At 64.4% G+C, this 24,907-nt stretch carries 25 protein-coding genes; 2 read left to right on the top strand and 23 right to left on the bottom strand.

Annotated features, from left to right (window positions below; translation table 11 throughout):
* Positions 1-47 precede the first annotated feature (47 nt).
* The gene (cfaB, locus tag PSEWESI4_RS06970; RefSeq protein ID WP_187670466.1) at positions 48-1,232 is read right to left on the bottom strand and encodes a C17 cyclopropane fatty acid synthase CfaB; all 1,185 of its coding nucleotides are present in this window, start codon (positions 1,230-1,232) and stop codon (positions 48-50) included.
* Positions 1,233-1,411: 179 nt separating this feature from the next.
* Between cfaB and PSEWESI4_RS06965 the strand changes: the two genes are divergently transcribed.
* Complete coding sequence (locus tag PSEWESI4_RS06965; RefSeq protein WP_187670465.1) at positions 1,412-1,597, top strand: ribbon-helix-helix domain-containing protein; 186 nt, start codon at positions 1,412-1,414, stop codon at positions 1,595-1,597.
* Positions 1,598-1,710: 113 nt separating this feature from the next.
* Here PSEWESI4_RS06965 and PSEWESI4_RS06960 read toward each other — a convergent pair whose 3' ends face one another.
* The gene (locus PSEWESI4_RS06960) at positions 1,711-3,375 is read right to left on the bottom strand and encodes a SulP family inorganic anion transporter (protein WP_187670464.1); all 1,665 of its coding nucleotides are present in this window, start codon (positions 3,373-3,375) and stop codon (positions 1,711-1,713) included.
* Positions 3,376-3,680: 305 nt separating this feature from the next.
* Between PSEWESI4_RS06960 and PSEWESI4_RS06955 the strand changes: the two genes are divergently transcribed.
* Positions 3,681-4,658 carry an aliphatic sulfonate ABC transporter substrate-binding protein gene (locus PSEWESI4_RS06955; RefSeq protein ID WP_187670463.1) on the top strand — a complete coding sequence of 326 codons (978 nt, stop codon included), beginning with the start codon at positions 3,681-3,683 and terminating at the stop codon, positions 4,656-4,658.
* A gap of 22 nt (positions 4,659-4,680) precedes the next feature.
* On the opposite strand, the gene glmS is transcribed toward PSEWESI4_RS06955, so the two are convergent.
* From glmS to rpmH, 21 genes are all read right to left on the bottom strand, one after another.
* Complete coding sequence (glmS, locus tag PSEWESI4_RS06950) at positions 4,681-6,516, bottom strand: glutamine--fructose-6-phosphate transaminase (isomerizing) (RefSeq protein ID WP_187670462.1); 1,836 nt, start codon at positions 6,514-6,516, stop codon at positions 4,681-4,683.
* A gap of 19 nt (positions 6,517-6,535) precedes the next feature.
* Positions 6,536-7,297: a DeoR/GlpR family DNA-binding transcription regulator gene (locus tag PSEWESI4_RS06945; protein WP_187670461.1), complete on the bottom strand. Its 762-nt coding sequence runs from the start codon at positions 7,295-7,297 to the stop codon at positions 6,536-6,538.
* Positions 7,298-7,431: 134 nt separating this feature from the next.
* Entirely contained in the window at positions 7,432-8,808 is a 1,377-nt protein-coding gene (glmU, locus tag PSEWESI4_RS06940) for a bifunctional UDP-N-acetylglucosamine diphosphorylase/glucosamine-1-phosphate N-acetyltransferase GlmU (protein WP_187670460.1), read from the bottom strand.
* A gap of 111 nt (positions 8,809-8,919) precedes the next feature.
* Positions 8,920-9,345 (bottom strand): F0F1 ATP synthase subunit epsilon, encoded by a 426-nt coding sequence (locus PSEWESI4_RS06935; protein WP_187670459.1) that lies wholly within the window; start codon positions 9,343-9,345, stop codon positions 8,920-8,922.
* 43 nt (positions 9,346-9,388) lie between these two features.
* Positions 9,389-10,765 carry a F0F1 ATP synthase subunit beta gene (gene atpD / locus PSEWESI4_RS06930; protein WP_187670458.1) on the bottom strand — a complete coding sequence of 459 codons (1,377 nt, stop codon included), beginning with the start codon at positions 10,763-10,765 and terminating at the stop codon, positions 9,389-9,391.
* Between the two features lie 30 nt (positions 10,766-10,795).
* The gene (gene atpG / locus PSEWESI4_RS06925; RefSeq protein ID WP_187670457.1) at positions 10,796-11,656 is read right to left on the bottom strand and encodes a F0F1 ATP synthase subunit gamma; all 861 of its coding nucleotides are present in this window, start codon (positions 11,654-11,656) and stop codon (positions 10,796-10,798) included.
* Positions 11,657-11,708: 52 nt separating this feature from the next.
* Positions 11,709-13,253, bottom strand: coding sequence for a F0F1 ATP synthase subunit alpha (atpA, locus tag PSEWESI4_RS06920; protein ID WP_187670456.1), 1,545 nt, complete (start codon positions 13,251-13,253; stop codon positions 11,709-11,711).
* Between the two features lie 21 nt (positions 13,254-13,274).
* Positions 13,275-13,811, bottom strand: a complete 537-nt coding sequence (locus PSEWESI4_RS06915) for a F0F1 ATP synthase subunit delta (RefSeq protein ID WP_187670455.1) — start codon at positions 13,809-13,811, stop codon at positions 13,275-13,277.
* A gap of 12 nt (positions 13,812-13,823) precedes the next feature.
* Positions 13,824-14,294 carry a F0F1 ATP synthase subunit B gene (locus tag PSEWESI4_RS06910; protein WP_187670454.1) on the bottom strand — a complete coding sequence of 157 codons (471 nt, stop codon included), beginning with the start codon at positions 14,292-14,294 and terminating at the stop codon, positions 13,824-13,826.
* A 57-nt stretch (positions 14,295-14,351) separates the two neighbouring features.
* Positions 14,352-14,609, bottom strand: a complete 258-nt coding sequence (atpE, locus tag PSEWESI4_RS06905; protein WP_003097235.1) for a F0F1 ATP synthase subunit C — start codon at positions 14,607-14,609, stop codon at positions 14,352-14,354.
* 145 nt (positions 14,610-14,754) lie between these two features.
* Positions 14,755-15,621, bottom strand: coding sequence for a F0F1 ATP synthase subunit A (gene atpB / locus PSEWESI4_RS06900; RefSeq protein ID WP_187670453.1), 867 nt, complete (start codon positions 15,619-15,621; stop codon positions 14,755-14,757).
* Positions 15,622-15,638: 17 nt separating this feature from the next.
* Positions 15,639-16,043, bottom strand: a complete 405-nt coding sequence (locus PSEWESI4_RS06895; RefSeq protein WP_187670452.1) for a F0F1 ATP synthase subunit I — start codon at positions 16,041-16,043, stop codon at positions 15,639-15,641.
* A gap of 159 nt (positions 16,044-16,202) precedes the next feature.
* Positions 16,203-17,075, bottom strand: a complete 873-nt coding sequence (locus tag PSEWESI4_RS06890) for a ParB/RepB/Spo0J family partition protein (protein ID WP_187670451.1) — start codon at positions 17,073-17,075, stop codon at positions 16,203-16,205.
* Positions 17,076-17,084: 9 nt separating this feature from the next.
* Positions 17,085-17,888, bottom strand: a complete 804-nt coding sequence (locus PSEWESI4_RS06885; RefSeq protein ID WP_187670450.1) for a ParA family protein — start codon at positions 17,886-17,888, stop codon at positions 17,085-17,087.
* Between the two features lie 19 nt (positions 17,889-17,907).
* Entirely contained in the window at positions 17,908-18,555 is a 648-nt protein-coding gene (gene rsmG, locus PSEWESI4_RS06880) for a 16S rRNA (guanine(527)-N(7))-methyltransferase RsmG (protein ID WP_187670449.1), read from the bottom strand.
* Positions 18,555-20,447 (bottom strand): tRNA uridine-5-carboxymethylaminomethyl(34) synthesis enzyme MnmG, encoded by a 1,893-nt coding sequence (gene mnmG / locus PSEWESI4_RS06875; RefSeq protein ID WP_187670448.1) that lies wholly within the window; start codon positions 20,445-20,447, stop codon positions 18,555-18,557. Before mnmG ends, rsmG begins: the two co-directional genes overlap by 1 nt.
* A 495-nt stretch (positions 20,448-20,942) precedes the next feature.
* Positions 20,943-22,310, bottom strand: coding sequence for a tRNA uridine-5-carboxymethylaminomethyl(34) synthesis GTPase MnmE (gene mnmE, locus PSEWESI4_RS06870; protein WP_187670447.1), 1,368 nt, complete (start codon positions 22,308-22,310; stop codon positions 20,943-20,945).
* A gap of 85 nt (positions 22,311-22,395) precedes the next feature.
* Positions 22,396-24,078, bottom strand: a complete 1,683-nt coding sequence (gene yidC / locus PSEWESI4_RS06865; protein WP_187670446.1) for a membrane protein insertase YidC — start codon at positions 24,076-24,078, stop codon at positions 22,396-22,398.
* 2 nt (positions 24,079-24,080) lie between these two features.
* The gene (gene yidD, locus PSEWESI4_RS06860) at positions 24,081-24,326 is read right to left on the bottom strand and encodes a membrane protein insertion efficiency factor YidD (protein WP_187670445.1); all 246 of its coding nucleotides are present in this window, start codon (positions 24,324-24,326) and stop codon (positions 24,081-24,083) included.
* Positions 24,319-24,720 (bottom strand): ribonuclease P protein component, encoded by a 402-nt coding sequence (gene rnpA, locus PSEWESI4_RS06855; RefSeq protein ID WP_187670444.1) that lies wholly within the window; start codon positions 24,718-24,720, stop codon positions 24,319-24,321. Before rnpA ends, yidD begins: the two co-directional genes overlap by 8 nt.
* 16 nt (positions 24,721-24,736) lie before the next feature.
* Complete coding sequence (rpmH, locus tag PSEWESI4_RS06850) at positions 24,737-24,871, bottom strand: 50S ribosomal protein L34 (RefSeq protein WP_003458028.1); 135 nt, start codon at positions 24,869-24,871, stop codon at positions 24,737-24,739.
* Positions 24,872-24,907 lie beyond the last annotated feature (36 nt).

Genomic DNA, 24,907 nt, shown 5'->3' with positions numbered 1-24,907 from the left:
TCGAGCCGTATGCTAAGCCATGCTCCGCCCGCCGTGCGCCCTCTTCGTCAGCGATACAGGTCCGCCCTGCTCCAGGGAAGCGTGTGGGAGCCATCCTCCAGCGGCTTGACGGCGAGGATCTGGTGCAGGTTGATCCAGCCCTGGGAGAAGGCATAGGAACAACCAGCCAGGTACAACCGCCAGATGCGCAGGGTCTGCTCCGGGACCATCCCCGACGCCTCGTCCAGCCGGTTTTCCAGGTTCTGGCTCCAGAACTCCAGGGTCCGCGCATAGTGCAGGCGCAGGCTTTCCACATCGACCACCTCGAGGCCGGCCTCGCTCAGGTTGCCGACCATCCGTGCCAGGTGTGGCAGCTCGCCGTGGGGGAACACGTAGCGGTCGATGAACTCGCCGGCGCCACGCCCCACCGGGCGGCCATCGAGGTGCTTGGCGGTGATGCCGTGGTTCATCACCAGCCCGCCCGGGCGCACCGCGCCGAACAGCCGCTCGCAGTACAGTGGCAGGTTGACGTGGCCGACGTGCTCGAACATGCCGACGCTGACCACCTTGTCGAAGCGGCCATCCTGCGGCAGGTCGCGGTAGTCGAGCAGTTCCAGCTCCACCTGGCCTTCGAGCCCCTCGTCCTCGACCCGCTGCCGGGCCAGCGCCAACTGCTCCTTGCTGAGGGTGATGCCGAACACCCGCGCGCCGAACTCCCGGGCGGCGAAGCGCGCCAGGCCGCCCCAGCCACAACCGACATCCAGCAGGTAATCGCCGCGCGCCAGGCGCAGCTTGCGGCACAGATGACGCAGCTTGGCCTGCTGGGCGGTGTCGAGGTCTTCCTTGCCGGTCTCGAAATAGGCGCAGGAATAGACCATGTCGCGGTCCAGCCACAACGCGTAGAAGTCGTTGGAAAGGTCGTAGTGGTAGGAGATTGCCGCCGCGTCGGTGGCCTTGTCGTGCATCTGTCGCGAAGGAGGTGCGTCGCCATTCTCGCCGACCAGCGCCTGGCTGATCACGTCGCCGATGCGAATCACCTCGCGGATCGGCCCCTCCAGACCGAGCTTGCCCTCGACGTAGGCACTGCCCAGCGCATCCAGGCTGGGACTCTTCAGTTGCGCGACCACGCTCGGGTCGTGCAGCACCAGGGTAACGCTCGGCTCGGGGCCGAGATCGAGTTCCTTACCGTCCCACAGGCGTAGCCGCAAAGGCAGCTTAAGTCCGCTCAGGGCCGGCTCGAGTTGCGCCAGCATAGGAGAACCCCCCTGTCCGTGAAAAGACAAGGCAAAGCGTAGTCCAGTTGTGTGACTCTCCAAACTATGAGGTTAACAGACTATGTCTATGACGGCGGTTGTGACCACACTTCGATGACAGTCCGCGACGTGCTCATTACACTGCGGCGGACCTGCCTACGCCTTGATCGGACCATTCGATGGAAAACAAGACCGCACGACTGACCGTGCTGATCGACCCCGTGAAGAAAAAAGCCTTCGAAGAGCTCTGCGCGGCCCAGGACCTGACCCCCTCTCAAGTGGTGCGCCAGTTGATCCGCGACTACCTCAGCCAGCACGGCGTCAGCTATGCCACGCAAAGCAAGACGGGCGGCAGGAAATCCTAGGGCGGACCGACCGGGGCTGTGTAGGAGTGAGGGGACGCCACAGTCCTCTGCTCGCGAATAGTGGCGTATCAAAAGCTTCGCGAGCAGAGCTCGCTCCTACAGGGTGAAGCTGGCTAGGAGCCTGGCGCCGGAGCGGGCTCGGCCTCCGACAGGCTGGCCAGCGCCGACTTGAAGTCGGCGTGATAGTGCTCGGTGCCGATAGCCTTCAATATCCCGGCCTTGCCCAGCTTGCCCAGCACCTTGGCATTGGCCTCGCAGAGCTTCACGCGGATGTTGCGCAGGTGCAGTTGCTGGATGACCTCCTCGAGAGTCTGGATGCCGGTGATGTCCATGAACGGCACGCGCTTGAGGCGGATCACCAGCAGTTGCGGGTCGGTATGGGTCTGCGCCAGGACCCGCTCGAACGTCTCCGCCGCGCCGAAGAACAGCGGCCCCTCGATGGTGTAGACCAGCACGCCGGGGGGCAGGAGGGTCTGGCCGTTGCCGCCCAGTTCGGCCTCCAGCTCATGCTCGACCACCTGCTGCACCTCCACCGAGCCGGCCATGCGGCGCATGAACAGCAGCATCGCCAGGATCACCCCGATGTTCACCGCAATCACCAGGTCGCTGAACACGGTGAGCAGGAAGGTCACCAGCAGCACCGCCACGTCGGCCCGAGGGGCGCGCTGCAACATGCGCTTGAAGTGCTTCAGCTCGCTCATGTTCCAGGCCACCACGAAGAGAATGGCGGCCAGCGCGCAGAGCGGAATGTCCGCCGCCAGCGGGGCGAGGAACAACAGGATGAGCACCAGGGTCAGGGCGTGGAACACACCGGCCAGCGGGCCGCTGGCGCCGTTGCGGATGTTGGTCGCGGTACGCGCCAGCGCGCCGGTGGCAGCGAAACCGCCGAACAGTGGCGCGGCCAGGTTGGCGATGCCCTGGCCGATCAGTTCCTGGTTGGAATCATGCTTGGTGCCGGCCATGCCGTCGGCCACTACCGCCGAGAGCAGCGACTCGATGGCGCCGAGCATGGCGATGGCGAAGGCCGGGCCGATCAGTTCGAGAATGCGTGGCAGGGTGACTTCCGGCAGGCTGAGGCTCGGCAGCCCCTGGGGAATGCCGCCGAACGCACTGCCGATGGTGGCCACGCCATCGAACTGGAACATCGCCTGGATGGCAGTGACCACCGCCATCGCCACCAACGGCCCCGGCACCTTGCGCAAGCCGGGAACCCGTGGGGAACCAATCACCAGCAGCAGGGCCAGGACGGCCAGGGCGGTAGTCGCCAGGTGCAATTCCGGCAGGGTCAGCAACAGGTGCCACACCCGTTCGTGGAAATGCTCGCCGGTCACCGCCGGCAAGCCGAAGAAGTCCTTCCACTGGCCGACCCAGATGATCACCCCGATACCGGCGGTGAAACCGACGATCACCGGGTCCGGGATGAACTTGATGATCGAACCGAGGCGGCTGATGCCCAGCAGCAGCAGGATCAAGCCGGCCATCAGGGTGGCGATCTGCAGGCCGTCGACACCGTACTTGGCGGTGACCCCGGCGAGGATGACGATGAAAGCACCGGTCGGCCCGGCGATCTGCAGGCGGCTACCGCCGAACAGCGAGACCAGCACGCCGGCGACGATCGCCGTGTAGATGCCCTGCTCGGGCTTCACCCCCGAGGCGATGGCGAAAGCCATGGCCAGCGGCAGCGCCACTACCCCGACGACGACCCCGGCCACCAAGTTGCGCAACCAATGCTCGCGCCCCAGCAGACCAGCCTTCCACGCCTCTTGCACCGCCAGCATGACAGCCCCCTTTGCGGAGAAACATGTGCATTACATTAACATGTGATGTTAATAGAAGGCGCGTTCTGATCACCCCTTCCAGACACCGGAAGCGAAGGCGATTTATCGCGATCAATCAAGACGACCAAGGTGGAAGAACCCGGCACGCATCTCTCCCATAGCGATACATGGCCACTGGCCTTCCATTCATAAGAAAAGACCAAAAAGCTATTTATTATTATTTTTTTATACCTGTATGTTCTTTGATCTCACCCGGCACGGGGTTGCGAACCCGGCCGGCCCGATCGACATCCAGGAGGTCATCCATGTCTTCGTTCCTTCGTCCGCTTCTGCTGGCAGGCGCCGTCCTGGGCGGCCTGGCCAGCCTCCCGGCGCATGCCGATACCTTGCGCATCGGTTTCCAGAAATCCTCGACATTGCTGACCGTGGTCAAGCAGCAGGGCACCCTCGAAAAGGCCCTTGCCGAAAAGGGCACCAAGGTCACCTGGCATGAATTCCCCAGCGGCCTGCCGCTGCTGGAGTCGCTGAACGTCGGCAACGTCGACATCTCCGCCGACGTGGCGGACACCGTCCCGGTCTTCGCCCAGGCGGCGGGCGCCCAACTGACCTACTACGCCCTGGAAACCCCCTCGCCGACCGCGCAGGCCATCCTGGTGCCGCAGGATTCCCCACTGCAAAGCCTGGCGGATCTCAAGGGCAAGCGCGTGGCCGTGACCAAGGCCGCCGGCAGCCACTACCTGCTGATCGCTGCCCTGGCCAAGGCCGGGCTCACCTTCAGCGACATCCAGCCCTCCTACCTGACGCCGGCCGACGGCCGGGCCGCCTTCGAAAACGGCAACGTGGATGCCTGGGTCACCTGGGAACCCTTCGTCTCCAGCGCCCAGCTCCAGCAACATGCCCGCACGCTAAGCAGCGGCGAGGGGCTGGCCAGCTACCAGCGCTACTACCTGGCCTCCTCCGCTTACGCCGAAAAGCACCCGGAAGTACTGGCGGTGGTCTTCGACACCCTGCGGAACACCGGCCGCTGGATCAAGGACAATCCCGGCGAGGCCGCCAGCCTGCTGGGACCGCTATGGGGCGGCCTGGACGCGACGACCGTGCAGCAGGCCAATGCCCGGCGCAGCTATGACGTGCAGCCCGTCACCCGCGAAAGCCTCGCCGAACAGCAGGCCATCGCCGACGCCTTCCTGAGCGCGGGGCTGCTGCCCAGGAAGGTGGATGCCTCCGACGCCGGCATCTGGCAACCGGCCGCCGCCGGCAAGGCCCCGGCGCACAGCCACTGAGCAGCCAGGGCGTCGCGGTCGATCACTCGACGGTGACGCTCTTGGCCAGGTTGCGCGGCTGGTCGACGTCGGTGCCCTTGAGCACGGCGACGTAGTAGGACAGCAGTTGCAGTGGCACGGTGTAGAGGATCGGCGCCAGCGCATCCGCGATGTGCGGCACGTGCACCACGTGGGTCCCCTCGCCGTTGTCCAGGCCCGCCTCGCGATCGGCGAAGACCACCAGCTCGCCGCCGCGCGCGCGCACTTCCTGCAAGTTGGACTTGAGCTTCTCGAGCAGTTCGTTGTTCGGCGCCACGGTCACCACCGGCATGTCGCTGTCCACCAGCGCCAGCGGCCCGTGCTTGAGCTCACCGGCCGGATAGGCCTCGGCATGGATGTAGGAAATCTCCTTGAGCTTGAGCGCGCCTTCCATGGCCACCGGGTACTGCGCGCCACGGCCGAGGAACAGGGTGTGGTGCTTCTCGGCGAACAGCTCGGCGATCTTCTCCACCGTCCTGTCCATCGCCAGCGCTTCGCCCAGGCGGGCCGGCAGGCGGCGCAGCTCCTCGACCAGTCCGGCCTCGACGGCACCTTCCAGGCTGCCACGGGCGCGGCCGACAGCCAGGGTCAGCAGCATCAGGGCGACCAACTGGGTGGTGAAGGCCTTGGTCGAGGCCACGCCGATCTCGGGACCGGCCTGGGTCAGCAGGGTCAGGTCGGACTCGCGCACCAGGGAGCTGATGCCGACGTTGCAGATCGCCAGGCTGGCCAGGTAGCCCAGCGCCTTGGCGTTACGCAGGGCGGCCAGGGTGTCGGCGGTTTCGCCGGACTGTGAAATGGTCACGAACAGGGTATCGGGCTGCACCACCACCTTGCGGTAGCGGAATTCGCTGGCCACCTCGACCTGGCAGGGCACTCCGGCCAGTTCCTCCAGCCAGTAACGGGCGACCATGCCGGCATGGTAGCTGGTGCCGCAGGCGACGATCTGCACGTTGCGGACCTTGGCGAACAGCTCGGCGGCCTGCGGGCCGAACGCGTCGACCAGCACCTGCTGCTGGCCCAGGCGGCCTTCCAGGGTACGCTGCACCACGCTCGGCTGCTCGTGGATCTCCTTGAGCATGAAGTGCCGGTACTCGCCCTTGTCGGCGGCCTCGGCGCCTTCGCGGTGCTGTACCGTCTCACGTTGCACCGGCCGGCCGGAAGCGTCCCAGACCTGCACGCTGTCGCGGCGGATCTCGGCGATATCGCCCTCTTCCAGGTACATGAAGCGGTCGGTCACCTGGCGCAGGGCAAGTTGATCGGAGGCCAGGAAGTTCTCGCCATGGCCCAGGCCGATCACCAGCGGGCTGCCGCTGCGCGCGGCGAGCAGGCGGTCCGGCTGCTTGGCACTGATCACCGCCAGGCCATAGGCGCCGTGCAGTTCGGCGACCGTGGCCTTGAGCGCGGTGGTGAGGTCGCCGAGTTCCTGCAGCTTGTGGTCGAGCAGGTGGACGATGACCTCGGTGTCGGTGTCCGAGCTGAACACGTAGCCCAGCCCCTTGAGGCGTTCGCGCAGTGCCTCGTGGTTCTCGATGATGCCGTTGTGCACCACTGCCAGGTCGTTGCCGGAGAAGTGCGGGTGGGCATTGTTCTCGCTGGGCGCGCCATGGGTCGCCCAGCGGGTGTGGGCGATGCCCAGCCGGCCGGCCAGCGGTTCGCCGGCCAGGGCACGCTCCAGTTCGGCCACCTTGCCGACCCGGCGGCGACGCTCGAGCGCCCCTTCGGTGTTGAACAGCGCCAGGCCGGCGCTGTCGTAGCCGCGGTACTCCAGGCGCTTGAGGCCTTCGACCAGTACCGCGGTGATATTGCGTTCGGCGATGGCGCCCACGATGCCGCACATATCGGTGTTCTCCTTTGTTTCAGGCCGCGACGATCAGCTTGATGCCACGGGCGAGGATGTGTTCGCGCGCCTCTTCCGGCAGGCGATCGTCGGTAATCAGGGTATGCACGCTGCTCCAGGGCAGCTCGAGGTTGGGGATCTTGCGGCCGAACTTGTCGGCCTCGATCATCACGATGACTTCGCGAGCGACTTCCGCCATCACCCTGGAGAGGCCGAGCAGTTCGTTGAAGGTGGTGGTCCCGCGCTGCAGGTCGATACCGTCGGCGCCGATGAACAACTGGTCGAAATCGTAGGAGCGAAGTACCTGCTCGGCCACCTGGCCCTGGAAGGATTCCGAGTGCGGGTCCCAAGTGCCGCCGGTCATCAGCAGCACCGGCTCGTGCTCGAGGTCGCTAAGCGCCTTGGCGACGTTCAGCGAGTTGGTCATCACCACCAGGCCCGGCTTGTAGCCCAGCTCGGGAATCATCGCCGCGGTGGTGCTGCCGCTGTCGATGATGATCCGCGCATGCTCGCGGATCAGCCCCACCGCCGCCCGGGCGATGGCCTGCTTGTAGCGCGACACCGGCTGGCCGGCATCACCGATCAGCTCCTGCGGCATCGGCACCGCGCCGCCATAACGCCGCAGCAGCAGGCCGTTCTTTTCCAACTCGGCCAGATCCTTTCGAATCGTAACTTCAGAAGTGGCGAAGTGCTGCGCCAGCGCATCCACGCTCACCTCGCCCTGCTCGTTGAGCAGCGCGAGGATGGAGTGGCGGCGTTGAGGGGTGTTGCGCTTGGACATTTAAGTTTCGATTCGAAAGATAACGTGCGCGAATCAAAACATAAATCAGCGGCAAGCGGCAAGCGGATCAGAGTACAGGCCGGCATCCGCAGCCCGTCAAAAGCTCCGTACCGCTCCTGGCTCTTGCTTGCAGCTTATGGCTTACGGCTTGCCGCTGCTTTTGTCGGTCGCTTCCAGCCGTCGATATTGCGCTGCTTGCCGCGCCCCACGGCCAGGGTGCCGGCCGGCACGTCCTGGGTGATGGTCGAGCCGGCGCCGGTGGTGACGCCGTCTCCCAGGGTCAGCGGCGCGACCAACGAACTGTTGGAACCGATGAACACGTCCGCGCCCATCACCGTGCGGTGCTTGTTGGCGCCGTCGTAGTTGCAGGTGATGGTGCCGGCGCCGATGTTGGTGCGCGCACCGATCTCGGCATCGCCCAGGTAGCTCAGGTGACCGGCCTTGGCGCCCTCGCCCAGCACCGCGTTCTTCAGTTCGACGAAGTTGCCGACATGCGCCTTGGCCCCCAGCACTGCACCGGGACGCAGGCGGGCGAACGGGCCGCAGTCGGCGCCCTCGCCCAGCTCGGCGCCTTCCAGGTGGCTGTTGGCCTTGACGATGGCGCCCTTGCGCAGGGTGCTGTCCTTGATCACGCAGTTGGCACCGATCTGCACATCGTCCTCGATCACCACCCGGCCTTCGAGAATCACGTTGACGTCGATCAGCACGTCGCGGCCGACCGTCACCTCTCCGCGCACATCGAAGCGCGCCGGGTCGCGCAGGGTCACGCCCTGGGCCATCAGGCGGCGGGCGGCTCGCAACTGGTAGTGGCGCTCCAGTTCGGCAAGCTGGATACGGTCGTTGGCGCCCTGCACTTCCATGGCGTCGTGCGGCTGCACGGTCTCGATGACCAGGCCGTCGGCCACTGCCATGGCGATCACGTCGGTCAGGTAGTACTCGCCCTGGGCGTTGTCGTTGGACAGCCGGCCGAGCCAGTCGGCCAGGCGCGCGCCAGGCACGGCGAGGATGCCGGTGTTGCCTTCGCGTACAGCCCTCTGCTCCGCCGTGGCGTCCTTGTGCTCGACGATCGCCGTCACCCGCCCGGCGCCGTCGCGGAGAATGCGCCCGTAGCCAGTCGGGTCGTCCAACTCGACGGTCAGCAGGGCCAGTCGCTCGGGGCCGACCTTGGCGAGCAGGCGTTGCAGGGTATCGGCCTCGATCAGCGGCACGTCGCCATAGAGGATCAGCACCTGCTCGGCGGTAACCCCCGGCAGCGCCTGGGCGACGGCATGGCCGGTGCCGAGCTGTTCAGCCTGCAGCACGAAATCGACGTCGTTCGCCGCCAATCGCGCGCGCACCTGCTCGGCGCCATGGCCGATCACCACGTGGATGCCCTGCGGCTCCAGTTGGCGGGCGGTGTCGAGCACGTGGCCGAGCATCGATTTGCCGGCCAGCGGGTGCAGTACCTTGGGCTGCGCCGAGCGCATGCGGGTACCTTGGCCGGCGGCGAGAATGACGATATCGAGTGACATGGCAGAACATCCTGTAGGGGGCATGGCCAGGGCCGGCCACGCGAAAACGGCGGAAAAGAAAAAGGGTAGCCAAGGCTACCCTTTCTCCCATTCGCGTTGAAGCCGGTGACGTCAGCCGCCGAACTTCTTGCGGACCTGCTGGACGGTGCGCAGTTGCGCAGCCGCTTCGGCCAGGCGTGCGGCGGCGGCGCTGTAGTCGAACTCCGCCCCCTTGCCGTGCAGGGCCTTCTCGGCGGCCTTGAGGGCCTCCTGAGCGGCGGCCTCGTCCAGGTCACCAGCACGCACCACGGTGTCGGCCAGGACCTTGACCATGTTCGGCTGCACTTCCAGGAAACCACCGGAGATGTAGAACACCTCGCTGTCGCCACCCTGCTTGACCAGCCGGATCGGGCCCGGCTTGAGGTTGGTGATCAGCGGCGCGTGGCCCGGCGCGATACCCAGATCGCCCAGGTGGCCGTGCGCGATCACCATCTCGACCAGGCCGGAGAAGATCTCGCCTTCCGCGCTGACGATATCGCAATGGACAGTAATAGCCATACGCTTGCCTCACGTCGGCGCCCGTTGCCGGGCGCCCGGTGGATTACAGTTTCTTGGCTTTCTCGATCGCTTCGTCGATGCTGCCGACCATGTAGAACGCCTGCTCGGGCAGGTGGTCGTACTCGCCGTTGAGAATGCCCTTGAAGCCTGCGATGGTGTCCTTCAGCGACACGTACTTGCCCGGGGAACCGGTGAAGACTTCCGCCACGAAGAACGGCTGGGACAGGAAGCGCTGGATCTTACGTGCGCGAGACACCAGCAGCTTGTCGTCCTCGGACAGTTCGTCCATACCCAGGATCGCAATGATGTCCTTCAGCTCTTTATAGCGCTGCAGTACATACTGCACACCACGAGCGGTGTCGTAGTGGTCCTGGCCGATCACCAGCGGGTCGAGCTGGCGGGAGGTCGAGTCCAGCGGATCCACGGCCGGGTAGATACCCAGCGAGGCGATGTCGCGGGACAGTACGACGGTGGCGTCCAAGTGGGCGAAGGTGGTCGCCGGGCTCGGGTCGGTCAGGTCGTCCGCGGGAACGTACACGGCCTGGATCGAGGTGATCGAGCCTTTCTTGGTGGAGGTGATGCGCTCCTGCAGAACGCCCATCTCTTCGGCCAGGGTCGGCTGGTAACCCACTGCGGACGGCATACGGCCGAGCAGTGCGGACACTTCGGTACCGGCGAGGGTGTAACGGTAGATGTTGTCGATGAACAGCAGAACGTCACGGCCTTCGTCACGGAACTTCTCGGCCATGGTCAGGCCGGTCAGTGCCACGCGCAGACGGTTGCCCGGCGGCTCGTTCATCTGGCCGTAGACCAGGGCTACCTTGTCGAGAACGTTGGAGTCCTTCATCTCGTGGTAGAAGTCGTTGCCCTCACGGGTACGCTCGCCCACGCCGGCGAACACGGAGTAACCGCTGTGCTCGATGGCGATGTTACGGATCAGCTCCATCATGTTCACGGTCTTGCCCACGCCGGCGCCGCCGAACAGGCCGACCTTGCCGCCCTTGGCGAACGGGCACACCAGGTCGATCACCTTGATGCCGGTTTCCAGCAGCTCGTTGCCGCCAGCTTGCTCGGCATACGAAGGAGCGGCGCGGTGGATTTCCCAGCGCTCTTCCTCGCCGATGGGGCCGGCTTCGTCGATCGGGTTGCCCAGCACGTCCATGATCCGGCCCAGGGTCGCCTTGCCGACCGGAACGGAGATGGCCTTGCCGGTGCTGGTCACGTCTAGGCCACGCTTGAGGCCTTCGGTCGAACCCATCGCAATGGAACGGACCACGCCGTCGCCCAGTTGCTGCTGGACTTCCAGGGTGGTCTCGACGCCTTGTACCTTCAGGGCGTCGTACACGTTCGGCACCTGGTCGCGCGGGAATTCCACGTCGATAACGGCGCCGATGATTTGAACGATACGTCCGCTACTCATTTTTGGTTCCTCTGAATATTTGAACCGTTCTTAAACCGCGGCAGCGCCGCCGACGATTTCCGAAATTTCCTGGGTGATCGCTGCCTGGCGCGCCTTGTTGTAGATCAGCTGAAGTTCGCTGATCAGGTTGCCGGCGTTCTCGGTGGCGTTCTTCATCGCGACCATCCGCGCAGCCTGCTCGGCCGCGTTGTTCTCGACCACAGCCTGGTACACCTGCGACTCCACGTAACGCACCATCAGCCCGTCGAGGAGCTGCTTGGCGTCGGGTTCGTAGATGTAGTCCCAGTGGTGCTTGAGCTCCTCTTCCGGAGTCGCCACCAGCGGAATCAGTTGTTCCACGGTCGGCTTCTGCACCATGGTGTTGACGAACTTGTTCGAGACCACGGACAGACGATCGATGCGGCCTTCCAGGTAGGCATCGAGCATGACCTTGACGCTGCCGATCAGGTCATTGATCGACGGTTCCTCGCCCAGGTGGCTGATCGCCGCGACGACGTTGCCGCCGAAGTTGCGGAAGAAGGATGCACCCTTGCTGCCGATCACGCAGATATCGATTTCCGCGCCCAGCTCGCGCTGCTCCGTCATGTCCTTGACCAGCACCTTGAACAGGTTGGTGTTCAAGCCGCCGCACAGGCCACGGTCCGAGCTCACTACGATGTAGCCGACGCGCTTGATCTCGCGTTCCTGCATGAACGGATGGCGGTATTCCGGGTTGGCGTTGGCCAGATGACCGATCACCTGACGGATACGCTCAGCGTAGGGACGGCCGGCCGCCATGCGCAGTTGGGCCTTGCGCATCTTGCTCACCGCCACCTTTTCCATGGCATTGGTGATCTTCTGCGTACTTTTGATGCTCGCGATCTTGCCGCGAATCTCTTTTGCGCCTGCCATTTGACACCTATCGGGTTAGCAAGCGGGGGCCCTCGCAGGCCCCCGCTGCGGCTTACCAGGTTTGGGTGGCCTTGAACTTCTCGATACCGGCCTTGATGGCGGCATCGATATCGTCGTTGAAGTCACCCTTCTCGTTGATCTTCGCCAGCAGATCGGCGTGATCACGGTTGAAGTAGGCCAGCAGAGCAGCTTCGAAAGCGCCTACCTTGCTCACCTCGATGTCGGTCAGGAAACCACGCTCGACCGCATACAGCGACACGGCCATGTCCGCGATGGACATCGGTGCGTACTGCTTCTGCTTCATCAGCTCGGTAACGCGTTGACCGTGGTCCAGCTGCTTGCGGGTAGCCTCGTCGAGGTCCGAAGCGAACTGGGCGAAGGCCGCCAGTTCACGGTACTGGGCCAGCGCGGTACGGATGCCGCCGGACAGCTTCTTGATGATCTTGGTCTGGGCCGCGCCACCGACACGGGATACCGAGATACCGGCGTTGACCGCCGGACGGATGCCCGAGTTGAACATGGCGGATTCCAGGAAGATCTGGCCGTCGGTGATCGAGATCACGTTGGTCGGTACGAACGCGGACACGTCGCCGGCCTGGGTCTCGATGATCGGCAGGGCGGTCAGCGAACCGGTCTTGCCTTTCACTTCGCCGTTGGTGAACTTCTCGACGTACTCCTCGGAAACGCGGGAAGCGCGCTCCAGCAGGCGGCTGTGGAGATAGAACACGTCGCCCGGGTAAGCCTCGCGGCCCGGCGGACGGCGCAGCAGCAGGGAGATCTGACGATAGGCCACGGCCTGCTTGGACAGGTCGTCGTAGATGATCAGGGCATCTTCGCCACGGTCACGGAAGTACTCGCCCATGGTGCAGCCGGCGTACGGCGCCAGGTATTGCAGGGCGGCGGACTCGGAAGCGGACGCGGCCACCACGATGGTGTTGGCCAGGGCGCCGTGCTCTTCCAGCTTGCGCACCACGTTGGCGATGGTCGATTGCTTCTGACCGATGGCCACGTAGACGCAGCGGATGCCACTGTTCTTCTGGTTGATGATGGCGTCGACGGCCAGGGCGGTCTTGCCGATCTGACGGTCGCCGATGATCAGCTCGCGCTGGCCACGGCCGATCGGGATCATCGAGTCGACGGACTTGTAGCCGGTCTGCACCGGCTGGTCGACCGACTTACGCCAGATCACGCCCGGAGCCACTTTCTCGACGGCGTCGGTAGCGGCGGCGTTGATCGGGCCCTTGCCATCGATCGGGTTGCCGAGGGCGTCGACCACGCGGCCGAGCAGCTCCGGACCAACCGGCACTTCGAGGATGCGGCCGGTGCACTTGGCGCTCTGACCTTCGGCCAGGCCGAGGTAGCTGCCCAGCACCACGGCGCCGACGGAGTCCTGCTCCAGGTTCAGCGCCATGCCGTAGATACCGCCCGGGAACTCGATCATTTCGCCGTACATGACGTCGGCCAGACCGTAGATGCGCACGATACCGTCGGAGACGCTGACGATGGTGCCTTCGTTGCGGGCTTGGGAAGAGACGTCGAGTTTCTCGATACGCCCCTTGATGATTTCACTAATTTCGGATGGATTGAGTTGCTGCATTGCTCTGCTGCCCCTTCAAACTCAGGATTTCAACGCTTCGGCCAGTTTCGCGAGCTTGCCGCGAACCGAGCCATCGATAACCAGGTCGCCGGCGTGGATGACGACGCCGCCGATCAGGCTGGCATCCTCCACGACGTGCAGCCGCACTTCTCGGCTGAGCCGTGCGCTGAGAACCTTGGCGAGTTTGTCTTGCTGTTCTGCGCTCAATGCGAAGGCACTGGTCACTTCCACCTCGACCGACTTTTCCTGTTCGGCTTTGTACTGCTCGAACAGGGCGGCGATTTCCGGCAACAGCTCGAGGCGGTTGTTCTCCGAAAGCACGGAAATGAAGTTCTGTGCCTGGGCGTCGAACTTGTCACCACACACTTCGTTGAAAGCGGTGGCCTTCTCTGCACTCGTCAGACGCGGGGCCGCGAGTACGCGCTGCATGGTCTCGTCTTGCGATACCGCAGCAGCCAGGCCGAGCATGGCTGACCAGGAGGCCAGTTGCTGGTGGGCCTGGGCGTACTCGAAAGCAGCCTTGGCGTAAGGTCGGGCCAGCGTGGTCAGTTCTGCCATGATCGCCCTCGCTTAAATTTCGGCTGCCAGTTTGTTAACCAGCTCCGCATGCGCGTTTTGATCGACAGTGGCGCCCAGGATCTTCTCGGCGCCGCTGACGGCCAGGTTGCCCAGTTGGGCGCGCAGGGCGTCTTTCACACCGTTCAGTTCCTGCTCGATCTCGGCCTGAGCCTGAGCCTTCACGCGGTCGGCTTCGGCACGGGCCTGGTCACGGGCTTCATCGACGATCTGGGTCGCGCGCTTCTTGGCCTGCTCGATGATTTCAGCCGCCTGCCCCTTGGCCTCGCGCAGTTGCTGGGCCACTTTCTCGTGGGCCAGCTCCAGATCACGAGCCGCACGGTTGGCAGCGTCCAGGCCGTCCGCAATCTTCTTCTGGCGCTCGCGCAAAGCCGTGATGACCGGAGGCCACACGAACTTCATGCAGAACAGCACGAAGACTAGGAAAGCAACGGACTGGCCAATCAGGGTTGCATTAATGTTCACGCCAACACCTCGCTCGTTCGTTGTCCGTCAAACCGATGCACTCGTGGGAACGAGTGATCAGCCGGCGATTTGACCAACGAAGGGGTTTGCGAAGGTGAAGAACAGGGCAATACCCACGCCGATCATGGTCACGGCGTCGAGCAGACCGGCGACGATGAACATCTTGACCTGCAGCATCGGGACCATTTCCGGCTGACGCGCGGCGCCTTCCAGGAATTTGCCACCCAGCAGACCGAAACCAATGGCGGTACCCAGGGCACCCAGGCCGATCAGCAGTGCAACGGCGATAGCGGTCAGACCAACTACAGTTTCCATTTTTCCTCCCGACGTACAGTCGTATTGTTTAAGGTTGAAGCGAAATCGTTATTACAGCTTGCCCTCGCGGGCATCCCACTCCGAGCACGGCGTCCCCTCGTCTCCCTCGCGGAAGGCGAAGGCCGGCGGGGACTTCTATGCGCTCTTAGTGATTGTCCTCATGTGCCATCGACAGGTAGACGATGGTCAGCATCATGAAGATGAATGCCTGCAGGACGATGATCAGGATGTGGAACACCGCCCACGCCCATTGCAGCACGATACCGAACAGACCGAGCAGCCAGCCTGCGCTGAACACCACGGCGATAAGGATGAAGATCAGCTCGCCGGCATACAGGTTGCCGAACAGACGCAGTGCCAGGGAGACCGGCTTGGCCACCAGGGTCACGAACTCGAGCAGGAAGTTGATCGGCACCAGCAGGGCCTGGACCACGACGTTCTTGCTGCTGAACGGGTGCAGGGTCAGCTCGCCGAGGAAACCGCCGATACCCTTGACCTTGATGCTGTAGAAGATGATCAGGGCGAACACCGACAGGGACAGGCCGAGGGTGGCGTTCGGGTCGGTGGTGGGCACCACGCGGAAGAACAGGTGCTCGTCGCCGGCGATCTTGGCGGCCAGCATCGGCAGCCAGTCCACCGGGACCAAGTCCATCAGGTTCATCAGGAAGACCCAGACGAAAATGGTCAGGGCCAGGGGAGCGATCAGCGGATTACGGCCGTGGAAGGTTTCCTTCACGCTGTTGTCGACGAACTCCACCATGACTTCGACGAAGTTCTGCAGGCCGCCCGGCTGCCCGGAGGTGGCCTTCTTGGCCGCCGCGCGGAACAGGAAGATGAAGATCAGGCCGAGCACCACGGACCAACCCAGGGTGTCCACGTGGAAGGCCCAGAAGCCCATTTCTTTGGCTTCTTGTGCGGTATGGGCGAAACTCCAGCCGTTCACCGGGTGCAGGCCATAGGTCATGTTCTGCAGGTGGTGCTGGATGTAACCCGAAGCGGTTTCTGCTGCCATTATTTGCCTCGAACGCTCTAAGGTCTTGAAAATCTTCTTATCAACAGCGGAGCGAACCAGTTGACCGCCAGGGCCAACAGGAAGGTGCCGAACAACGCTGGCACCACCAGGGGTTTCACACCCGCAAACGTCAGCGCGAACAGCACTGCCGTGAAAATCAGCTTGCCCGCTTCGCCCGCATAGAAAGAACGGACGATCTCGCGAGCGGCCCTGGCCCCGCCGAAGCGGAATGCCTTGTGGGCGAAATACACATTCGGAAGCCAGGCGATCAAGCCACCGAGCAGCCCCGAATAACCAGCCACCGTCCCCAGCCACAACCACAACAAGGCGGCCGCACCCGATACCACGATCAACTGGGTGAGGAGCACCGGGAAGACCGGTAGGCGATGGAAAGGCAGGCGGTTCGGCATGCGGGGTTCCATCGTTCGGACTCCTGGACTGTCGGCTGCCGTTAAATCAATGACTTGGCATAGTTTGTGCCGACAAAATGCGCGCAGAGTATAGGGGGGGTTCCCCCCCTATTCAACTGGCCGGTAGTGAATTCCGACCGCCCGCTACAACGGCAAAGATGTGCAATTGTTTCAGCGGATATGGGCCAATACGCCCTGCAATTCGTCCAGCGAGCTGTAGCGGATGACCAGTTGGCCTTTGCCCTTCTGACCATGCTTGATCTGCACCGGAGCGCCTAGCTTCTCGGCCAGGCGCTGTTCCAGGCGGCTGATGTCGGGGTCACTCTTGACGGGTGCGGCAGGTTTTTCCTTGCTGCTCAGCCACTGGCGAACCAGGGCCTCGGTCTGGCGCACGGTGAGGCCTCGTGCGACAACGTGTCGCGCCCCTTCAACCTGGCGTTCCAGGGGCAGGCCGAGCAGGGCACGGGCGTGTCCCATCTCCAGGTCGCCATGGGACAGCAGGGTCTTCACTTCCTCGGGCAGGGCGATCAGGCGCAGCAGGTTGGTGATGGTTACCCGCGACTTGCCGACCGCCTCGGCGACCTGCTGCTGGGTGAGCTGGAACTCCTGTTGCAGGCGTTGCAGGGCGATGGCTTCCTCGATCGGGTTGAGGTCCTCGCGCTGGATGTTCTCGATCAGCGCCATGGCGATCGCCGCTTCGTCCGGCACGTTGCGGACCAGCGCGGGGATCTTGTCCAGGCCGGCCTGCTGGCTGGCCCGCCAGCGCCGCTCGCCGGCGATGATCTCGAAGCGGTTGTCGCCGATCGAGCGCACCACGATCGGCTGCATCACGCCCTGGGCCCTGATCGACTGTGCCAGTTCCTCGAGGGCGGCCGGGTCCATGTCGCGACGCGGCTGGTACTTGCCGCGCTGGATCAGTTCCAGCGGCAGGTGCTGCAATTCGCGGCTGTCGGCGCGGGCAGCCTCTTCCTGCAGGGCAGTGACGCTGTTGCCTCCGAGCAGGGCGTCCAGTCCGCGTCCGAGACCACGTTTCTTGCTGGCCATGGGGATTCCTTATGCTTTGGTGGCGGTCGCCGTCGTGCTGCGCGCGGCCTGCCGCTGGCGGCGCGACAGTTCACCGGCCAGCGCCAGGTAGGCCAGCGCGCCCCGGGATTGCTTGTCGTAGACCAACGCCGGCATGCCGAAGCTGGGAGCCTCGGCAAGGCGGACGTTGCGTGGGATGACGGTGTCGTAGAGCTTGTCGCCGAAATGCGCCTTGAGCTGTTCGGAGACGTCGTTGGTCAGGCTGATGCGCGGGTCGTACATGGTACGCAGCAGGCCCTCGATCTTCAGCGACGGGTTGAGCAACTGGCCGATGCGCTGGATCGAGTTGATCAGGTCGGTGAGCCCTTCGAGCGCGTAGTACTCGCACTGCATGGGGATGATCACCCCGTCTGCGGCGACCAGGGCGTTGACGGTGAGCATCGACAGCGACGGCGGGCAGTCGATGAGGATGTAGTCGTAGTTCTCGCGCACCGGCGCCAGGGCTTCGCGCAGACGCTTTTCCTTGGCCGGCAGGTCGAGCAGGGCGACCTCGGCGGCGGTCAGGTCGCGGTTGGCCGGCAGCAACTGGTAGCCGCCGTGCTCGGAGAACTGCATGGCCTCGACCAGGCTGCAGGAGCCGATCAGCACGTCGTAGATGGAATGCTCGAGGGCCAGCTTGTCGACACCGCTGCCGGTGGTGGCGTTGCCCTGCGGATCGAGGTCGATCAACAACACGCGGCGACGCGTGGCGACCAGCGAGGCAGCGAGGTTGATGCAGGTGGTGGTCTTGGCCACGCCGCCCTTCTGGTTGGCGATAGCGAGCACTTTGGCCATGGTCGGCGTTCTATTCCAGTCAGTGGGTGCGGCGCAGTATCAGCAGATGGCGCTGGCCTTGGCAACCGGGAACCTTGAGCACGTGACAGACATCCAGTCGGAAATCCTCCGACAGCGCCTGCAGTTCGTCGTCCGGCTGCACGCCCTTCATCGCCAACCAGCGGGTGTCGGCGTCGCCCAGGTGGCGGGTCCAGTCGGTGAAGTTCTTCAATTCGCTGAACGCCCGCGAGACGATCCCGGCGAACGGCGTGGCCGGCTTAAACGCCTCGACCCGGTTATGGACCACCTCGAGGTTGGCAAGTTTCAGTTCCAGCCGGACCTGGGTGAGGAAACGGGTCTTCTTGCCGTTGGAGTCCAGCAGGGTGAAGCGCCGTTCGGGGAACAGGATGGCCAGCGGCACGCCCGGCATGCCGCCGCCGCTGCCGACGTCCAGCCAGGTCTCGCCGCCCTCGGCGACGTAGGGGACCACGCTCAGGCTGTCGAGCAGGTGGCGCGAGACCATTTCGTCGGGATTGCGCACCGCGGTGAGGTTGTAGGCCTGGTTCCACTTGATCAACAGCCCCAGGTAGGCGAGCAACTGTTCCTGCTGCTGCGCCGTCAGTTCTACGCCCAGGGCCCGCGCGCCTTGCGCGAGCTCCTCGGCATGGCGCTCGGTGACCACGGACATCAGGCGCTCTGCTCCAGTTGGCGGCCGGCGCCGCGTTTCTTCAGGTGGATCAGCAACAGGGAGACCGCCGCCGGGGTGACCCCGGGGATACGCGACGCCTGCCCGAGGGTTTCCGGACGGTGCTGGCCGAGCTTGTGCTGGATCTCCTTGGACAATCCGGAGATCGCCGCGTAGTCGAGATCCGCCGGCAGCCTGGTGTCCTCGCTGGCGCGCAGGCGGGCGATCTCGTCCTGCTGGCGATCGATGTAGCCGGCGTACTTGGTCTTGATCTCAACCTGCTCGGCGACCTGCGGGTCTTCGGCGCCGCCGCCGGTAACCTCGGCGAGAGCGGCATAGTCGATCTCCGGCCGGCTGAGCAGGTTGAGCAGGTTGTACTCGTGGTTCAGCGGCGTGCCGAAACGCGCGGCGATGGCCTCGCCTTCCGGCGTGTTCGGGCGCACCCAGGTACTCTTCAGGCGCTGTTCCTCGCGCTCGATGCCTTCGCGCTTGGCGCAGAAGGCGGCCCAGCGGGCGTCGTCGACCAGGCCCAGCTCACGGCCCTTCTCGGTCAGGCGCAGGTCGGCGTTGTCCTCGCGCAGGATCAGCCGGTACTCGGCGCGCGAGGTGAACATGCGGTACGGCTCCTGGGTGCCGAGGGTAATCAGGTCGTCGACCAGCACGCCGATGTAGGCCTCGTCGCGACGCGGGCACCAGGCGTCCTTCCCCTGGGCACGCAGCGCGGCATTGGCGCCGGCCAGCAGGCCCTGGGCGCCGGCCTCCTCGTAGCCGGTGGTACCGTTGATCTGCCCGGCGAAGAACAGCCCGTCGATCACCTTGGTCTCCAGGCTGGTCTTGAGGTCGCGCGGATCGAAGTAGTCGTACTCGATGGCGTAGCCCGGACGGACGATATGGGCGTTCTCCATGCCGCGGATCGAGCGGACGATCTGCAACTGCACGTCGAACGGCAGCGAGGTGGAGATGCCGTTCGGGTACAGCTCGTGGGTGGTCAGGCCTTCCGGCTCGATGAACACCTGGTGGCTGTCCTTGTCGGCGAAGCGATGGATCTTGTCCTCGATCGACGGGCAATAGCGCGGGCCGATGCCTTCGATCACCCCGGAGTACATCGGCGAACGGTCGAGGTTGCTGGCGATGATCTCGTGGGTGCGCGCGTTGGTGTGGGTGATCCAGCAACTGACCTGTCGCGGATGCTCGTCGCGCGAACCGAGGAAGGACATCACCGGGATCGGCGTGTCGCCAGGCTGCTCGGTCATCACCGAGAAGTCCACGCTGCGGCCGTCGATGCGCGGCGGCGTCCCGGTCTTCAGCCGGCCGACGCGCAGCGGCTGCTCGCGCAGGCGCTGGGCCAGGGCGATCGACGGCGGGTCGCCGGCGCGGCCGCCGGAATAGTTCTGCAGGCCGATGTGGATAAGTCCGCCGAGGAAGGTACCGGTGGTCAGCACCACGGAAGACGCGAAGAAACGCAGGCCCATCTGGGTTACCGCGCCACGGACTTCGCCGTTCTCGACGATCAGGTCGTCGCAGGCCTGCTGGAATATCCACAGGTTCGGCTGGTTTTCCAGGATCTGGCGGATCGCAGCCTTGTACAGCACGCGGTCGGCCTGGGCACGAGTGGCACGCACGGCCGGGCCCTTGCGGCTGTTCAGCACGCGGAACTGGATGCCGCCCTTGTCGGTGGCGTGCGCCATGGCGCCGCCCAGCGCGTCGATTTCCTTGACCAGGTGGCTCTTGCCGATGCCGCCGATGGCCGGGTTGCAGCTCATCTGGCCGAGGGTTTCCACGTTATGGGTCAGCAGCAGGGTTTTTACACCCATGCGTGCTGCGGCGAGCGCGGCCTCGGTGCCGGCATGGCCTCCGCCGATCACGATCACGTCAAAACGGGAAGGGTAATCCACACGCACCTCGTGCCTGTTCGGAAATGGAAATGGGGAAGGGCGGCAAGTATAGGGATTTCCCCCCCTCGAATGAAGCCTTCTGGACAAAAAATAGCCAACCGGTAAAGGGGCAGGTCAAAAAAGAATAGAAAGAGAGAAATTTTATAAAGCTTGGTTTTTATGTTTATGAATAGAGAAGGCCTTTTCTGTGGATAACCATCTGTAGGCCAGGCAGGGAAAGGTCTACGTGAATGTATAAGGCTGTGGCGTTCCTGCCCGCTTCCACTGGGCAAGCTGGAGAATCCCTGTGGATGGAACGGGTACTTATGCACAGGCGGATTATCCCCTGGCTTTTACCCAGGGTTATGGAGAGGGTTCAGGCGTGGTTTTCCACAGGGTTCAGGGAGGGGAAGCAAGGCCCCGCTCAGCCGTCATCCCCGCGAACGCGGGGACCCAGTAAGGAAAAAATGGCGCGGACGAGGCTTCTTCGGGTGCGTGGCACGCCCTGCGGGGATGTCACTTGCCGATGCAGAAGCTGGAGAAGATCCGTCCCAGCAGGTCGTCGGAGCTGAAGGCACCGGTAATCTCGCCGAGCGCCTGCTGGGCCTGGCGGAGGTCTTCGGCAAGCAGCTCGCCAGCGCCGGCCTGGGTAAGCTGGGCGTGGCCATGGTCGAGGTAGGCCTGGGCCTGGCGCAGTGCTTCGAGGTGGCGGCGGCGGGCGCTGAAGCCGCTTTCGGCGGTCTGCTCGTAGCCCATGCAGGCCTTCAGGTGATCGCGCAGCAGGTCGAGTCCGGCCGTGGACATGGCGGACAGGCTGATGGTGACATGCCCGTCGGCGCTGGTGTGCAGGGCCACCGGTTCGCCGGACAGGTCGGCCTTGTTGCGGATCAGGGTGACTCGCGCCGGATCGGGGCGCTGGTCGAGGAATTCCGGCCACAGGGCGAAGGGATCGGCGGCTTCCGCAGCGGTGGCGTCGACCACCAGGAGGACGCGGTCGGCTTCGCCGATCGCCTTCAGCGCGCGCTCGACGCCGATCCGTTCCACCTTGTCGTGGGTGTCGCGCAGGCCGGCGGTGTCCACCACGTGCAGCGGCATACCGTCGATGTGGATATGTTCGCGCAGCACGTCGCGGGTGGTGCCGGCGATGTCGGTGACGATCGCCGCTTCACGCCCGGCCAGGGCGTTGAGCAGGCTGGACTTGCCGGCATTTGGCCGGCCGGCGATCACCACGTTCATGCCGTCGCGCAGCAGGGCGCCCTGGCCGGCCTCGTGCAGCACTGTGGATAAGTTGCCGCGCAGCGCTTCGAGCAGGCTGAGCACGTGGCCATCGGCGAGGAAGTCGATTTCCTCCTCGGGAAAGTCGATGGTCGCCTCGACGTAGATGCGCAGGGCGATCAACTGTTCGGTCAGTTCGTGCACGCGCCGCGAGAACTCCCCTTGCAGTGAGCGTAGGGCGTTGCGCGCGGCCTGCTCGGAACTGGCCTCGATCAGGTCGGCGATGGCTTCGGCCTGGGCCAGGTCGAGCTTGTCGTTGAGGAAGGCGCGCTCGCTGAATTCGCCAGGACGGGCCTGCCGCGCGCCCAGCTCCAGGCAGCGGCGCAGCAGCATGTCGAGTACCACCGGGCCACCGTGGCCCTGCAACTCGAGCACATCCTCGCCGGTGAACGAGTTCGGGCCCGGGAAGTACAACAGCAGGCCTTCGTCGATCACCTCGCCGGAGTCGTCGTGCCAGGGGCCGTAGTGGGCATGTCGCGGCCTGGGCTCGATGCCGCTCAGGGTGATGGCGATGGCCCGTGCGCGTGGCCCGGAGACCCGCACGATGCCAACGCCGCCACGGCCCTGTGCGGTGGCGACGGCGGCAATGGTTTCGCGGACTGTGTTCATGGCGGCGTCTCGAAGAGAAAAGGCGGATAGCAAAACGCCCCTCGAGGGGGCGTTTGCGTTCAGGTCAGCGGTGTGGCGGGCCGTATCAGGCCGGCTTGCTGGCTGCCTCGATCTTGCGGGTAATGTACCACTGCTGGGCGATCGACAGGATGTTGTTGACCACCCAGTACAGCACAAGACCGGCCGGGAACCACAGGAAGAAGAAGGTGAAGATGATCGGCATCAGCTTCATCACCTTGGCCTGCATCGGGTCCGGCGGAGTCGGGTTGAGCTGCTGCTGGATGAACATGGTGGCGCCCATGATGATCGGCAGCAGGAAGTACGGGTCCTTGATCGACAGGTCGGTTATCCACAGCAGCCAGGGCGCCTGGCGCATCTCGACGCTTTCCAGCAGCACCCAGTAGAGGGCGAGGAACACCGGCATCTGGACCAGGATCGGCAGGCAGCCGCCCAGCGGGTTGATCTTCTCCTTCTTGTACAGCTCCATCATCGCCTGGGACATCTTCTGGCGGTCGTCGCCGTACTGCTCCTTCAGCGATTGCAGCTTCGGCGACACCGCGCGCATGCGCGCCATCGACTTGTAGCTGGCGGCCGACAGCGGGAAGAAGGCCAGCTTGATGATGATGGTCAGGACGATGATCGACCAGCCCCAGTTGCCGAGCAGGCTGTGGATATGTTCCAGCAACCAGAAGATCGGCTGGGCGATGAACCAGAGGATGCCGTAGTCGACGGTCAGTTCCAGGCCCGGGGACAGTTCCTTCAGGTGCTTCTGGATCTTCGGGCCGGCGTACAGGGTGGCGCTGGTTTCGGCCTGGCTGCCGGCGGCGACGCTGAGGGTCGGGCCGGTGAAGCCGATGATGTAGTTGCCCTGGCCGTCCTTGCGGGTCTGCAGGACGTTGTTGCTGTCCTTGGCGGGAATCCAGGCGGTGACGAAGTAGTGCTGCAGCCAGGCGACCCAGCCGCCTTCCACGGTTTCCTTCAGGCCCTGCTTGTCCATGTCCTTCATGGACACTTTCTTGTAGGGCTCGGACGGCGTCCACAGCGCGGCGCCCAGGTAGGTCGCGGTGCCGGTGGCGGTGGTCGAGGACGGATCGCCGCTGTTGTCACGCTTGAGCTGGGCGAACAGGTTGCCGCTCCATGGCTGGCCACTCTGGTTGTCGATCTTGTAGCCGACGGTGAAGTCGTACTGGCCGCGAGTGAAGGTGAAGCGCTTGACGTAGTTGACCCCGGCGTCGCTGAAGGTCAGTTCGACCACCAGTTGATCCTGGCCGTCCGCCAGTTGGTACGCGCGCTGGGCGCTGGCATAGAGCGGGCGGCCGGAAGGACGGGCGTCAGGGCCGTTGTTGCCGGTCAGGCCGCTCTGCGCCAGATAGAGGCGCTCGCCACCGTTGTCGAACAACTGGAAGGGTACGTCCGGGCGATCCTGGCGACGCGGGTATTGCGGCAGGGTCAGTTGGACCACATCACCGCCGCGCGGATCGATGGCCAGGTCGAGCACGTCGGTTTTCACCTGGATCAACTGGCTATTGGCTGCAACCGCCGAGACGCTGGGCAGCGAGGCATCGGCCTCGCCCTGCGTGGCCGGGACCGGGACGTCGGCATCGTTCTGTGACGTGGTCGATCCCTCCGGCAAGGCGGGTGCGCTGGCGGTAGCGGCGTTGCTGGTGGGCGGCAGGGCGGCTTGTCCGTAGTCCTGGTTCCATTGAAGGACCATCAGGTAGGACACGATTGCCAGGGCGACGATCAGGATCGAGCGTTTGATATCCATGATTACTCGGCCATCGAAGTGGGTCGGGATGAGGTAACGGGAGGCACCGGATCATAGCCCCCGGGGTGCCAGGGGTGGCAGCGGCCGAGCCGGCGAAGGGTCAGCCAGCCGCCGCGCAGGAGGCCATGCTGGTCGATGGCCTCGTAGGCATAGCAGGAACAGCTTGGATAGAAGCGACAATGGCTGGCCATCAGCGGACTGATGGCGTAGCGGTAGAACTGGATCGGAACGAGCGCCAGTTTACGCATGGTGACCGTCGCTTTTGCCGACCGGGGGCGGGGATTCCACGGTTTGCTTGTTGCGCGCCAGACGCTTCCAGAGCTTGCCGAAGTGCTGGGCGAGCTCGGCGTTTTCCTGATCGGCAATCCCCTTGCGCGCCACCACCACGATGTCCCACCCGGCCAGGCTGTCCTGGTTGAGGCGGAACGAAGTGCGGATAACGCGTTTGAGGCGATTGCGTTCGACCGAGAGCTTGACGCTCTTCTTGCCGATGACCAACCCCAGGCGGGGATGGTCCAGGTCGTTCTGGCGGGCGAGAAGCAGGACGTTCTTGCCGGGAACCTTGGCGCTGGGAGAGTCGAAGACCGCTTTGAACTGTCGAGGAGTCAGCAGGCGCTTTTCTCGACCGAAGTCTTGACTCACCACCGGGACTGAATGATCAGACAGTCAGGCGCTTGCGGCCTTTGGCGCGACGACGCGACAGGACTTGACGGCCGTTCTTGGTGGCCATGCGAGCACGGAAACCGTGGGTGCGAGCGCGCTTGAGGGTGCTGGGTTGGAAAGTACGTTTCATGACGTGTTACCTGGGTGATCGACTGCGGGCCGGAAT

It is taken from the genome of Zestomonas carbonaria, from assembly GCF_904061905.1.
Taxonomy (GTDB): domain Bacteria; phylum Pseudomonadota; class Gammaproteobacteria; order Pseudomonadales; family Pseudomonadaceae; genus Aquipseudomonas; species Aquipseudomonas carbonaria.
Note: the sequence above shows the minus strand (reverse complement) of the source record. Positions and strands in the feature narration are given on the sequence as shown.